We start from the raw sequence: 13,404 nt of genomic DNA, 5'->3' as shown, positions 1-13,404 counted from the left end.
CAGGCCGCCATCGCGAGCAAGCTCGCTCCCACAAGTTATGGCTGGTCTTCGCGCACCTGCACGCTCGCCGTCATCCCGGCGCTCAGGTTCACGCCCTCCGGCACCTTGTCCAACTTGATCCGCACCGGGATCCGCTGGGCCAGGCGCACCCAGTTGAAGGTCGGCTCCACCTCCGCCAGTAACTGCGCATCGGGGTTGGTGTTGCGGTCGGTAATGCCGCGACTGATGCTTTCGACATGCCCCTCCAGCGCATGGCCGGCACTCATCAGCCAGATCTTGACCGGATCGCCCACACGAATCCTGGGCAATTTGGTTTCTTCGAAATAGGCCTGCACATAGAACGTCGAGTCGTCGATCAGCGCCATGACCGGCTGCCCGGCATTCACGTAGTTGCCTTCGGCCAGGCGCAGGTTGGTGATGTGGCCGCTGCGGGGGGCCAGGACCTGGCTGCGGGCGAGGTTGAGCTCGGCGACCTTGGCCTCGGCCTGGGCTTCGCGCAGTTCGCCGCGGGCGATGCCAGCGTTGATCTGGGCGTTTTCCCGCAGTTCGGCACTGATGGCCTGGGGGCCCAGAGCGGCGCGGCGACTGGCTTCGTGTTCGCGCAGGCTCAGTTGCTGCTGGCGTGTCTGGACCACGGCCCGGGCCTTCTCGACCGCCGCCTCGAAACGCTCGCGGTCGATGCTCAACAACAGATCACCGGCCTTGACCTGCTGGTTATCCACAGCCTTGAGCTCGCGCACCCAGCCCGACACGTCGGGGGCGATCACCACCACGTCGGCGCGGATCCGCGCATCGCGAGTCCAGGGCGTGAGCATGTAGTACTGCCACAGGTGAAAGCCGGCGAAAATCGCCACGGCCACCATGCACAGCGTGACGGCGACACGTACGGAAGTACGCATGTTCAACTCCTATAGCGGCCCGAGGACCACGGTAATGACAGTCAGGACACAGACATACAGGGCGCAGTCGAACAAGGCTTCATGCCAGATCCAGCGCCCGGCCGGCACCAGGCTAAGCAACAGGCGCAGCGCGCCGGTCACCAGCAACGCCAGCACCACATAAATCAGGAACGGGCTGAGCAACACCCCACCAATCGACCACTCACGCAAGCCCATGGCTGTGCTCCCGTCGTTCAGGTTCGTGCTGGCTGCACCAGGCGCGCCAGCTGTTTTGCAATTGCACCACCGCGCCCTGGGCCAGCTTCAATGCATCGCTGGGCGGCTGGGTCGACAACACGTCCAGCAATTCGGCGCTCGCCGGGGCCAGCGCATCGGCCTGGTCACCGGCCGGACCACGCTCGAGCACCTGCTCCAGCGCTTCGAAATAACGGCGCTGCGCCCGGGTATCGGGCACTTGGGCGACGGCCAGGCTCAGGCGCAAATGCAACAGCTCATCGCCGATGTCCAGGCCAAGCAAACCATCATCCCAACGGCTGCGCGACTGCGCCGGCAGTTCAGGGTAATGCCTGGCGAGCTGCAACAGCCGGTCGGCCATGCGCCCGCCGAACCAACTCTCGGCCCCCGGCAGGCGGCGATGGGTCAGGCGCACCAGATCGTGAAGGGTCGCGGCCAGCAGACGGCGGCTGTGCCAGGCCGGGTTGCGCAAAATCAGCAGATTAAAAGCCAGCACCGCCGCGCCCACGCCGATCATCATGGCCTGGGCGTTGTTGAAGAACGCCGCGACGTCGTATTTCATGGCATTGAGCGGTGAAATCAACACCACGAAATGCAGGCAGAACGACGTCGCCGTGGCGAAGATCTGCGGCTTGGCCATGCCCAATGCCCCGAAAAACAACGGCACGCCCATGGCCATGCACAGCATCGCGAAACTGCTCCATTGCGGTAGCACGAGTTCGCCGATCACGAACGCCGTCGGCACGGCCAAAAAGATGCCCCGCAGAAAACTCATGCCGATCTGCGCGCCGTTCTCGCGACTGGCGAACAGGCTGCACACCACACACGTCAGTACCAGCGCACCCGATGCGGCGGGCCAGGCGGTCGCCAGCCAGAAACAGGCCACCGCCAGGAATGCCAGGGCGCTGCGCGCGCCGAAGACCATGGCCAGGGACACGTCGCGATGGGGCGTCAAGGTGCGGGGTGGATCCGCCGCCTCCCTGCCCTCCTGCACCGCCGTCAAGGCTGCGCAGGCGGCCAGGGCGGTATCGAGCAACAAGGCGAACCGCGCCAGGCAGTAACTTTGCGCCGCGCTGATCTGCGGATCGTGGGACGCATCCCATACCCGGGGGCGCAGGGCTTGCAGGGTCGCGCTGTCGGCATTGAGGGCTTGCTGCACCTCGTCCATCCACGGCTGGAGCGCCACCGCTTCCTCGGGGTCGAGCTGTTTCCACTGCCGACGCACCGAGCGCGAGATACGCAGCAGCATCAGCAATTTCTGGCTCAAGCCGCTGATGGCCCGGGCTCGCTGTCGACCACGGCGGCCTTCGAACCAGGCATGTTCGCGCTGGGCATCCACCGCGACGATCCTGCCCAGAATTTCCAGCAACCCTTTACGGGCCTGGGCATTGCCCGCCAGGGTCGCACGGGCTGCCTGCATGCCACTCTGCCAGGCAGCCAGGGCCTGACCGGCCAGTTGCCGCTCGACCCGCAACGGCCAGAGCAAGGCACTGGCCGCCGTGGCACAGACGATGCCCAGGCTGATCTCGGTACAGCGCGCCACCGCTTGGTCGAACACCCCCAGCGGATGGGAAATGGCCGGCAGGGCAATGATCGCCACCGTGTAGCCGGCCAATACGAATGAATACGACCAGGCACTGCGCAGCAGCGTCGAACAGGCCGTGCAAAGGCCCAGCCAGAGCGCCAAGGCCAGCAGGAACAACCAGGGCGCCTGGGCAAACAGGCCCATGAACACCACCGACATGACCGTGCCCACCAACGTGCCGACCAATCGCGCCAACCCTTTCTGCACCACCATCCCGGACAGTGGCTGGGCGACGATGATCGCCGTCATCAGCGCCCACGACGGCTGCTCCAACCCCCAGCGCAACGCCAGCCATAACGCCAGCCCGGCGCCCAGCACGGTCTTGATGGCGAACTGCACAGCGAGGCGGTCGGGGGCGAACAAGGCCTGGAAAGTAATGGGCACGCGAAAAACTCTTTGGGGGACGCCAATAACAATAGATGCAATGTGGAGGGATAGGCGGCGCAATTATTAGCTAGCTACCTATTAGAGTCCAGAGCTGATTATGGATGGATTCAACAACACACTTTTTCCGATCGAGGCTGAGTGAGCCAACCTGTTTCGCCACAACAATGTCACCTTCAATCCGGAGCCCCAAACAAAAAAACGCCAGGCAGGCTGGCGTTTTTTTTTGGCGTTGGCTGCGTGTTTAACTCTGGGCACGCGCCTGGTTACGCAGAGCCTTGACCTGGTCATGGTTGCGTTGCACACCATGATACTGACGCTCAACCAGGTCACGAATGCCCACCAGGTTGTGCTTGTTGATCTTCTCGATGGCCTCTTTGTAGGCCTTGAGGGCGTGATCTTCACCGCGCTCGGCTTCGTTGAGCACCGCTTCTTCGTCCTTGCCGGTGAACATGGATTTCACGTCCACCCAGCGACGATGCAGGTCACCGGCGACGCTGGTGGACGTTTCCGGATCACCGCCCAACGAACGAACGGCGGTTTGCAGCTCGGCTGCCGCAGTGGCGCAATCGGCGGAGCGCTGGATGAACAGCGTCTTGAGCTCTGGATGCTTGATGTCTTCAGCGCAGGTCTTGAACCCTTCCTGGCCATCCTTGCAGGTCTCGATCAGGTCGTTCAAGACGGAGATGGATTCTTTGTTGATGTCAGTCATTTTTCAGTTCCTTTGCGGGTGAATAAAAAACCTGCAAGGGATATTGCATCAGCCATGCCAGCCATCAAACTCAATAAAAAAACTTAAAAATCAATTAGTTAACAAACACCCCGAAATCTGTATCCGCGCTATTTGCATGATCTGTCATTTGGCCTGCATGCAGAATGCCTGTATTTTCGAGACAGGTTTGAAATCAAGACGATTGCCATGAATCCGGAAAAGCTCGAGCTGCTAGTCACGCGTCAAATGCCCTTTGGTAAGTACAAGGGCCGAATCCTTGCCGACCTGCCGGGTCAATACCTCAATTGGTTCGCTCGCCAGGGTTTCCCCCACGGTGAACTCGGCGGTTTGCTGGCATTGATGCAGGAAATCGATCATAACGGCTTGTCCGACCTGCTGGACCCGCTGCGCGCCAAACATGGCCTGCCCAAACCTCGCCATTGACTGAGACCCGCCATGCCCGAGAACACGCTGCGCGCCCACGATGAAACCTTCTGGCGAACCTTTGTCGACCGCTACGACATCGATCCCGCCGGGCCACTCAATCTGGAAAACGGCTACTTCGGACGCATGTCCCGTACCGTGGTGGAGGAATACCAGCGCAACATCGAGTTCATCAACCGCGGCAACTCGGTGTATGTGCGCCAGCAGTTCGACCGGGAACACGGCGAAGCCATTCGGCGCCAGGTGGCCCGGCTGATCCACGCCTCTCCCCAGAGCGTGACGTTGGCCAACAGCGCGGTGGATGCCCTGCAAACCTTGATTCGCAACTACAACGGCCTCAAGCCGGGCGATCAAGTGCTGATCTGTGACGTGGAATATGCCTCGGTCAAAAGCGCCATGCGCTGGCTGGCCCGCCAACGTGGCGCGGAGGTGATCGAAATCGTCCACCAGCACCCCGCCAGTTTCGACAGCCTGGTGAGCACTTACCGCGAAGCGTTCATTCGCTACCCTCGCCTCAAGCTGATGGCGCTGACTTACGTCAACCACCTGACCGGGCTGGTGATGCCGGTCCAGGCCATTGCCGAGAACGCCCGGGCGTTTGCCGTCGATATCATCCTCGACGGTGCCCACGCCCTGGGCCAGATCGATTTCGACCTGAAGAAGCTCGGGATCGAATTTGCCGGGTTCAACCTGCAGAAGTGGATCGGCGGCCCGCTCTCCCAGGGTTTCCTGTACATCGCCCCGCAGCGGTTGGCCGACATCGACCCGGACATGGACGAAGACACCTACCCCGCCACCGACATCCGCGCACGCACGCCCCACAGCACGCCCAATATCCCGGCCTTGCTCACCCTGCCCCTGGTCTTCGAAGAACACCGCAGCCTGGGCGGTGCCTTGGCCAAAGGCGCGCGCCTCTGCTACCTGCGCGACCTGTGGGTGAATGCCGTGCGCGATGTGCCGGGCATCGAGGTGATGACCCCGGATGACCGGCGGCTCTATTGCGGCATCACGGCGATGCGCTTCACCAACCAGGCCGACCAACAGACGATGGCCGCTCGACTGCTCGATGAGCATGGGATTTTCACCGTGGTGCGCCATACCAGCGTCGGGCCATGCATCCGCATTACCCCAGGGTTGATTACCTTGGCGAGTGATATCGAGCGGTTGACCCAGGCGCTGATCGACTTGAGCCGGACATAGTTGTGGCGATGTTCGGCCATTGCAGCGCGTAAAAGCGAGACAAAAAAAACGGCGCGCCGACCAAGCGCACCGTAAAACCGTAGAACACCCAACGAGGTTCGGTAAAACAATCAGTCCAGCAGCGCCAAGGCCTCGGCGGTGCATTCCTGAATGCGGGCCCAGTCGCCGTTCTTGATCCACTCCGGATCAAGCATCCAGCTTCCGCCCACGCACATCACGTTTTTCAACGCCATGTAGCTCTTGATGTTGGCAGGGCTCACGCCGCCGGTCGGGCAGAATTTCACTTCGCCGAACGGGCCGCCCAAGGCCTTGATGGCCGCGACGCCACCGCTGACTTCGGCCGGGAACAGTTTGAAGCGGCGATAGCCCAGGCTGTAGCCTTCCATGATGCCCGAGGCATTGCTGATGCCCGGCAACAAGGGGATGGAGCTGTAGACACTGGCTTCGAGCAGGTCACGGGTGATGCCCGGGGTGACGATGAACTGCGAGCCGGCCGCCTCGGCGGCGTCCAGCATGTGGCGATCGAGCACCGTGCCAGCACCGGTCACCAGTTCCGGACGCTGCTCGCGCAGCACCTGGATGGCCTTGAGGCCGTGCTGGGAACGCAACGTCACTTCCAGCGCCGTCAGGCCACCGGCGGCCAGGGCATCGGCCAGCGGCAGGATGTCCTGTTCACGGGCGATGGTGATCACCGGCAGGATCCGCGCCTTGGCGCAGAGGCTGTCGATCAGGGCAACTTTGTCCGCCATGGAAACGGTCGGGGATGGGTTTGTCATAGCGGCTGATCCTTGGTTCATGGGCACCAGTAAATCTCTAACGTAGGTTGCAAAAACGCACGGATCGGCATTTCGGCGACATCGTCACCTGCCACCGCGGCGTTCAGGGTGGTCAATTTCGACTGACCGGAAATCGACAGCACTTTGTGTTGCGCCGAAGCCAGCAAGGCGCGGCTCATGGTCAAGCGCTGGTGCGGCACGGTCGGTGCCAGCATCGGCCAGCAGCGGCGTGCGCCATTGACGTCCAAGGCTTGGGCCAGGTTCGGACTGTCGGGGAACAGCGAAGCGGTGTGCCCGTCATCGCCCATGCCCAATACCAGCACGTCGATGGGCGGCAGCTCGGCCAGCAAACGATCGGCCTGCTCGGCAGCCGCTTCCAGGTGAGCGCTGGCGCTGTAGAGGCTCAGGAACTGGGCCTTGGCCGCCGCGCCTTGCAACAGGTAACGCTTGAGCAAGCCGGCGTTGCTGTCAGCGTGTTCAACCGGCACCCAGCGCTCGTCGGCCAGGCTGACCACCACCTTGGACCAGTCCAGCGGCTGCTTGGCCAAGTGCTGGAAAAACGCCACCGGGCTGCGGCCACCGGACACCACCAGGGTCGCCGTGCCGCGCCCATCGATCGCATTGCGCAACTGCTCGGCCACGTTCAGCGCCAGGCCTTCGGCCAGCAGCACCGGGTTCTTGTATTCACGGGCGCTGACGCCCTGGGGCAGTTTCACTTCAGATATCGCCATACCATGACCTCCCATCCCGCGTGATCAGTGCAATGGAGCTCATCGGCCCCCAGGACCCAGCCGCATACGGCTTGGGCGCATCGCCGGATTTTTTCCACCCGGCAATCAACTGGTCACACCACGTCCACGCGGCTTCGATTTCATCTTTACGGACAAACAGGTTCTGATTGCCGTTCATGACTTCCAGCAACAACCGCTCGTAGGCATCGGGAATCCGTGCGCTGCGGTAAGTGTCGGAGAAGTTGAGTTGCAGCGGACCGCTGCGCAATTGCATGCCCTTGTCCAGGCCCTGCTCCTTGGTCATCACCCGCAAGGAAATCCCTTCGTCCGGTTGCAGGCGGATGATCAGTTTGTTGCTGATCTGCAGACGCTGCTCGGGCGCGAAGATGTAGTGGGACGGTTCCTTGAAGTGGATGACGATCTGCGACAGCTTCTGCGGCATGCGCTTGCCGGTACGCAGGTAAAACGGCACCCCGGCCCAACGCCAGTTGCGAATGTCGGCGCGCAGGGCGACGAACGTCTCGGTGTCGCTCTGGGTGTTGGAATTGGGTTCTTCGAGGTAGCCAGGCACCGACTTGCCCTCGCTGTGGCCGGCGATGTACTGGCCGCGCACCACCTGGGTGGTCAAGCCTTCCGGGCTGATCGGCGCAAGGGCCTTGAGCACCTTGACCTTCTCGTCACGGATGCTGTCGGCGGACAAGTCGGCCGGTGGGTCCATGGCGATCAGGCACAGCAGCTGCAGCAGGTGGTTCTGGATCATGTCCCGCAGTTGGCCGGCCTTGTCGAAATAGCCCCAGCGGCCTTCGATACCGACCTTCTCGGCCACGGTGATTTCCACGTGGGAAATGTAGTTCTGGTTCCACTGGGTTTCGAACAGGCTGTTGGCGAACCGCAGCGCGATCAGGTTCTGCACCGTCTCCTTGCCCAGGTAATGGTCGATGCGATAGGTACGGTTTTCCGGGAAGAACTGCGCCACGGCGTCGTTGACCTTGCGCGACGACTCCAGGTCCGAGCCAATGGGTTTCTCCAGCACGACCCGGGTGTTCTCGCTCAAGCCGACCTTCGCCAGGTTCTCGCAGATTGCCCCATACACCGCCGCCGGGGTGGCGAAATAGGCAATGACCTGCTGGGCCGAACCGGCCGCTTCGGCCAGGGCGACATAATCGTCGGCCTTGAGGAAATCCACGTGCAGGTAGGTCAACCGTGCCAGGAAACGCTCGAGCACGGCTTCGTCCAGGTCTTTTTCGCCGACATAACGGCGCAGCTCGGCGGCGATGAATGCCAGGTGCTGCTGCTCACCGCCGGGCTCACGGGCCAGCGCGATGATCCGCGTGTCCTCGTGCAACAATTGGGCGCCATCGAGCTGGTACAGGGCAGGAAAGAGCTTGCGCAAGGCCAGATCGCCCAACGCGCCGAACAAGGCAAAGGTGCACGGTTCAACCGTAATCGAAGGCATGATGTTTGTTCTTTTATCAAGTTAAACTACAAATACCTTTTTTCAAGGTATCACTCAAGGAAAAATGTAGTAATAACCACAACATTTTCCGAAAATACCGATTCCGAGTGGTGGTCCGCCGGAGCCATCAGTAGGATAGGCCACCGCAAAGGGTCGTATCAAAGACCCGTCTTCCTAGGAATCTTGTATGGACCGCGTGCGAAACTTACTGGAACAGATCCAGAGTCGCCTTGAAGACCTGAACAAGGCCGAACGCAAGGTGGCCGAGATCATCCTGCTCAACCCGCAGCAGGCGACCCGCTTCAGCATCGCCGCCCTCGCCCAGGCGGCGTCGGTCAGCGAACCGACCGTCAACCGTTTCTGCCGCTCGTTCGGCGTCAGCGGTTACCCGGAACTCAAACTGCAATTGGCCCAGAGCCTGGCCAGCGGCGCCGCTTATGTCAGCCGCGCGGTAGAAGCCGATGACAACCCGGAAGCCTACACCCGCAAGATCTTTGGCAGTGCCATTGCCTCATTGGACAGCGCCTGCCAGGCCCTTGATCCCAATTTGATCAGTCGCGCCGTGGACCTGCTGATCCAGGCCCGGCAGATCCACTTCTTCGGCCTCGGCGCCTCCGCCCCGGTGGCCCTGGATGCCCAGCACAAGTTTTTCCGCTTCAACCTGGCAGTGACCGCTCACGCCGACGTCCTGATGCAGCGCATGATTGCGTCGGTGGCCCATACCGGCGAGCTGTTCGTGATCATTTCCTACACCGGCCGCACCCGCGAGCTGGTGGAAGTGGCGCGCATCGCCCGGGAAAACGGCGCCTCGGTATTGGGCCTGACCGCCGAAGGCTCACCGCTGGCCAAGGCCAGTACCCTGAGCCTGAACATCCCGCTGCCTGAAGATACTGACATCTATATGCCGATGACCTCGCGGATCATCCAACTCACCGTACTGGACGTGCTCGCCACCGGCATGACCCTGCGCCGGGGCGTGGACTTCCAGCCGCATCTGCGCAAGATCAAGGAAAGCCTGAATGCCAGCCGGTATCCGGTGGGGGATGAGTTCAACTGACCGAGCCTGAGTGCCTTACTGCCTGACAGGCCGTCATCGCGAGCAAGCTCGCTCCCACAAGGGTTTTGTGAACACCGAAGATCCAGTGTGGGAGCGAGCTTGCTCGCGAAGGGGCCAGCAGCCGCACCTACCACCCTGCCCCTGCATCAAGCCCCCACCCACGCCTGCAAACTCAAATGCGCCCGCTCCCCCGGCGCCAGACACAGGCTATCGGTGCCGCCACTGGCCGCTTCGACACAGACGAATTCGCTGACCTCATCCCAACTCACCCCCAGCAACGGCCGCGTGCCGGGATGCCAGACCACGGTGTCGGCACTGTCGCCGGTGTCGATGCACAATTCGCGTTGCCAGGCGTGGTCCTTGAGCTGCAATTCACCCTCATGCTGGAACACCCGCTGGCAACCGCCCTCGACCCGCAACTCGCCTTCCTGCTGGCAAGCCGCACGGCTCAACTGGTCGTAACCCTGGGCGCCTTCGAGCCCAGACAGCGCTACCTCACCGACGTCACCAATACGCCAATAGGCGTGCAAGGCCTGGCTCAACTGGCACGGTTGGCTATCCTGGTGCTCGGTGCTCAAGCGCAGTTCCATGCGCTCACCCAGGTCGGCGTGCAAGTCCACTTGCCAGTCGCACAATTGCAGTTGCCAGTGCAGATGCACACCGTCTTCATCACTGCGGCTGTCGAGCAGCTTCCAATCGATCAACCGCGCCCAACCGTGGGACGGCCAGGCGTTTTCGCTGGGATGGCGGCCATACCACGGCCAGCACACCGGCACTCCACCGCGGATCGCACCGACGTGTGGCCATTTGGCCGCGCACCACAACCAGGGCTTCTGGCCTCGCGGCTGAAAATGCAGCAACTGTGCGCCCTGGCGACTGAACACCGCCTGGCACAACGGATGATCGATCACCAACACATCACGTTGCCGATAGCGCTCCCACGCGAACACCGGGCGTTCGCGCAAGGATCTGAAAAAGCGTTGTAGCGGATGCTCATGCATGGGCCGCGGTCCTGGAGATCATTGAATACTCAACTAAGTACGTACGACACTATTTTTGTGGCGAGGGAGCTTGCTCCCGCTCGGCTGCGAAGCAGTCGTAAACGGGACAAACGCGATCTGGCTGAAGCACCGCAGTGAATGGCTTTGGGGTCGCTTCGCAACCCAGCGGGAGCAAGCTCCCTCGCCACAGGTTCGCCATGCCCCCAACGCGCTTCCCAAAAAAAAGCGGACAGCCTTGGCCGTCCGCAAATATGCGCACATAGAGAGGAGCTTATCGCAACAGCGTTAGAACACCGACTGAATTTTCAGGCCGGCCACCAGCGCGTTGTCGACTTCATCCACACCACCTGGGTGAGTGATGTACTGCAGGTTCGGACGCACGGTCAGCCAGTTGGTCACGTGGACACCGTAGTTGAGTTCGTAGTTGTACTCAGTGCTACGCAACGGCGCGAACAGCGGATCGTTATAGTCGCTGACACCATTGGCATCGTTGGTCAGCTCGGCGTTTTTCTTCACGTCTTCGTTGACATGGATGCGGGAGAAACCGATGCCGATGTCATCTTTTGGACGCGCATCGAATGGCCCCTTGTACACGAACATCAGCGACTGATAGTTGTCGACGACGTTGGTGTCCTTGTCGTGGAAGGTCGCGTTGGCGGCAATGTTCAGGCCGCGGGACGCGTCACCGTTGTGAGTGGTGAGTTGTTGCTGTGCCACGAACCAGTAGCCATGCTTGCTATCGTGGCTACGATAGGCGTTACGGGTGGTCGCGGCATCGTCGCCGTTGTCATCTTCACGGACGTCATCGGCATTGGCCGTGCTCTTGTAGTAACCCACACGGTACTCACCCGGCAGGTTGTTGACCTTCGGCGACCAGACCAATTCGACCGGGATCACGGTACCCTTGGTACCGCTGCCGCTGAGCTTGAAGCCGTTGCCGTGCTCCAGTTGCGAAGGGTTCTGGTTGTACGCGCCGATCTGCGCATAGAACTCAGGCGTGAGGTTGTACTTCACGCGGATCGCGGCCTGGCTGACGGGCCAGTTGTACCAGATATTGGTGGCCCAGTTACCGACCTGGGAGCCGCAGAACGCCAGGTTCTGGAATTCGCAAGGGAAGGTGTTGAAGTCTTCGCCTTCGCCGAAGTAACCGGCCTTGACGTCCAGCTTGCCGTCGAGGAACTGGTGCTTGATCCACAACTGGGTCAGACGGACCATGTGACCACGGCCGTAGACTTCCTGGGAGGAGCTCAAGGTCCCGGCACGCGGATCGCCGACACGGTCGTTGGAGATGTTCTCGCCATTACGATTGGTCAGTTGGATCTTGGCCTGGGTGTTATCCCAACCCCACAGCTTTTGCAGGTCCAGCGCGACGCCCAGGCCAAACTGGTCGGAGTAACGCGCGGTCTTGTCGTTGTTGTAGCCGCCATGCAGGTTGCCGCCGACTTCACCGACGTAGTCGGCCTTGATGTCGATACCTTGCTCGATCAGCCTGGTCCGTTCACCGCCCCAGTCACCCGTCATCCACTTCGAGTCGGCGCTGAACGCCTCGTCCGCGTGTGCGCTACCGGCCAGCATCATCGCCGCAACGGCTGACAACTGGCAGATTAGCTGGGCGTTGTTTTTCTTCTTCATCCCTACATCCTCGTCTTTATTGTTATTAACTGTTTTTATCTAACGCGGTTTACAACGATTGCGGCGAGTGGTCCCCCACTCACCGCATACTCCTTCTTGGTGGGCGCACGCTGGCTCCCACATTTGTTCTTCATCGGCCTTTGAACTGCGCCACGTTGGCGCTGCGTACGTCAGCTTGCGGCTGGCCGGCCACGCCCAGGCGTTCGCCGGACTGGGCATCGAACAGCAGCACTTTCGATGGATCGAATTGCAGCGTCAGGGTCTCCCCGACTTGCGGCGCCACGTCCGGTGCCAGGCGGCAGCAGACCTTGGTGTCGTTGAGGTTGACGAACACCAGGGTATCCGGCCCGGTAGGCTCGGTGACCTGGACTTCGGCGCGAATGGTCGGCAAGCCATTGGGCTCGCTGCCCGCCAGCATGATCTGCTCCGGGCGCATGCCCAGGATCACTTCGCGGTCTTCCAGGCCGGCGTCCTGCATGCCCATCGGCAGTTCGCAACGGGCCTGGCCGCTGTCGAGCAGCGCCAGCAGGCGACCGTCCTTGCGTTGCAGGCGCAGCGGGATGAAGTTCATCGGCGGCGAACCGATGAAGCTCGCCACGAACAGGTTGGCCGGGTTGGTGTAGATGTCTTTCGGGGTACCGAACTGCTGGATGATCCCGTCCTTCATCACCGCCACTTTGTCGCCCAGGGTCATGGCTTCGATCTGGTCGTGGGTCACGTAGACCGTGGTGGTCTTCAGGCGCTGGTGCATCAGCTTCATTTCGGTACGCATCTCGACCCGCAGCTTGGCGTCGAGGTTGGACAGCGGTTCGTCGAACAGGTAGATCTTCGGCCGCCGCGCCAGCGCCCGGCCCATGGCCACGCGCTGTTGCTGCCCGCCGGAAAGCTGGCCGGGCTTGCGATTGAGCAGGTGTTCGATCTGCAGCAGCTTGGCCACGCGGTTGACTTCTTCGTCGATGGCCGACTGGTTCATCTTGCGGATTTTCAGGCCGAACTCGATGTTCTCCCGCACGCTCATGGTCGGGTACAGCGCGTAGGACTGGAACACCATGGCGATGTCACGATCCTTCGGGCTCATGCCGCTGACATCCTGGTCACCGATCATGATCGCGCCGCCGGTAATGGTCTCGAGGCCGGCAATGCAGTTCATCAGCGTCGACTTGCCGCAGCCCGAAGGGCCAACGAGGATCAGGAACTCACCGTCCTTGATCGACAACTCGATGTTCTTCAGGGTGTCCGGCAGGCCGGCACCATAGGTCTTGTTTACGTTGCGAAGTTCAAGCGTTGCCATGA

13 protein-coding genes are annotated in these 13,404 nt (G+C 61.5%); 3 read left to right on the top strand and 10 right to left on the bottom strand.

The window, feature by feature from the left end:
• Positions 1-35: 35 nt before the first annotated feature.
• From BLO80_RS18260 to BLO80_RS18245, 4 genes are all read right to left on the bottom strand, one after another.
• Entirely contained in the window at positions 36-899 is an 864-nt protein-coding gene (locus tag BLO80_RS18260) for an efflux RND transporter periplasmic adaptor subunit (RefSeq protein WP_092203894.1), read from the bottom strand.
• A 9-nt stretch (positions 900-908) separates the two neighbouring features.
• Positions 909-1,115 carry a DUF1656 domain-containing protein gene (locus BLO80_RS18255; protein WP_003198565.1) on the bottom strand — a complete coding sequence of 69 codons (207 nt, stop codon included), beginning with the start codon at positions 1,113-1,115 and terminating at the stop codon, positions 909-911.
• Positions 1,102-3,102: an FUSC family protein gene (locus BLO80_RS18250; protein WP_092329085.1), complete on the bottom strand. Its 2,001-nt coding sequence runs from the start codon at positions 3,100-3,102 to the stop codon at positions 1,102-1,104. Before BLO80_RS18250 ends, BLO80_RS18255 begins: the two co-directional genes overlap by 14 nt.
• Positions 3,103-3,346: 244 nt before the next feature.
• Positions 3,347-3,814 (bottom strand): ferritin-like domain-containing protein, encoded by a 468-nt coding sequence (locus BLO80_RS18245; RefSeq protein ID WP_092329087.1) that lies wholly within the window; start codon positions 3,812-3,814, stop codon positions 3,347-3,349.
• A 207-nt stretch (positions 3,815-4,021) separates the two neighbouring features.
• On the opposite strand from BLO80_RS18245, the gene BLO80_RS18240 reads away from it, so the two are divergent.
• Entirely contained in the window at positions 4,022-4,258 is a 237-nt protein-coding gene (locus BLO80_RS18240) for a DUF3820 family protein (protein ID WP_092203902.1), read from the top strand.
• Between the two features lie 12 nt (positions 4,259-4,270).
• The gene (locus BLO80_RS18235) at positions 4,271-5,458 is read left to right on the top strand and encodes an aminotransferase class V-fold PLP-dependent enzyme (protein ID WP_092329089.1); all 1,188 of its coding nucleotides are present in this window, start codon (positions 4,271-4,273) and stop codon (positions 5,456-5,458) included.
• A gap of 110 nt (positions 5,459-5,568) precedes the next feature.
• Here the strand turns inward: BLO80_RS18235 and BLO80_RS18230 are convergent, their stop codons facing one another.
• Genes BLO80_RS18230 through zwf form a run of 3 tightly spaced genes read right to left on the bottom strand, consistent with a single transcriptional unit; the run spans position 5,569 to position 8,421 of the window.
• A complete protein-coding gene (locus BLO80_RS18230; RefSeq protein ID WP_060738863.1) occupies positions 5,569-6,234 on the bottom strand; it encodes a bifunctional 4-hydroxy-2-oxoglutarate aldolase/2-dehydro-3-deoxy-phosphogluconate aldolase in 666 nt (221 codons plus the stop codon).
• A gap of 17 nt (positions 6,235-6,251) precedes the next feature.
• Positions 6,252-6,965 carry a 6-phosphogluconolactonase gene (pgl, locus tag BLO80_RS18225; RefSeq protein ID WP_092329091.1) on the bottom strand — a complete coding sequence of 238 codons (714 nt, stop codon included), beginning with the start codon at positions 6,963-6,965 and terminating at the stop codon, positions 6,252-6,254.
• On the bottom strand, positions 6,952-8,421 hold the full coding sequence (gene zwf / locus BLO80_RS18220) for a glucose-6-phosphate dehydrogenase (protein WP_092203908.1): 1,470 nt from the start codon (positions 8,419-8,421) through the stop codon (positions 6,952-6,954). The genes pgl and zwf overlap by 14 nt, the downstream gene beginning before the upstream one ends.
• 196 nt (positions 8,422-8,617) lie before the next feature.
• On the opposite strand from zwf, the gene BLO80_RS18215 reads away from it, so the two are divergent.
• On the top strand, positions 8,618-9,478 hold the full coding sequence (locus BLO80_RS18215; protein WP_170842276.1) for a MurR/RpiR family transcriptional regulator: 861 nt from the start codon (positions 8,618-8,620) through the stop codon (positions 9,476-9,478).
• A gap of 146 nt (positions 9,479-9,624) precedes the next feature.
• Here BLO80_RS18215 and BLO80_RS18210 read toward each other — a convergent pair whose 3' ends face one another.
• The 3 genes from BLO80_RS18210 to BLO80_RS18200 all read right to left on the bottom strand — a co-directional run bounded on the left by BLO80_RS18210 (position 9,625) and on the right by BLO80_RS18200 (position 13,402).
• Positions 9,625-10,479: a D-hexose-6-phosphate mutarotase gene (locus BLO80_RS18210; protein ID WP_092329094.1), complete on the bottom strand. Its 855-nt coding sequence runs from the start codon at positions 10,477-10,479 to the stop codon at positions 9,625-9,627.
• A 285-nt stretch (positions 10,480-10,764) separates the two neighbouring features.
• Positions 10,765-12,111 (bottom strand): carbohydrate porin, encoded by a 1,347-nt coding sequence (locus BLO80_RS18205; RefSeq protein ID WP_092329096.1) that lies wholly within the window; start codon positions 12,109-12,111, stop codon positions 10,765-10,767.
• Positions 12,112-12,241: 130 nt separating this feature from the next.
• Complete coding sequence (locus BLO80_RS18200; protein WP_092253672.1) at positions 12,242-13,402, bottom strand: ABC transporter ATP-binding protein; 1,161 nt, start codon at positions 13,400-13,402, stop codon at positions 12,242-12,244.
• Between the last annotated feature and the right edge of the window lie 2 nt (positions 13,403-13,404).

Source organism: Pseudomonas sp. NFACC56-3 (assembly GCF_900100025.1).
Classification (GTDB): domain Bacteria; phylum Pseudomonadota; class Gammaproteobacteria; order Pseudomonadales; family Pseudomonadaceae; genus Aquipseudomonas; species Aquipseudomonas fluorescens_AA.
This window is presented reverse-complemented; position numbering and strand designations above follow the sequence as displayed.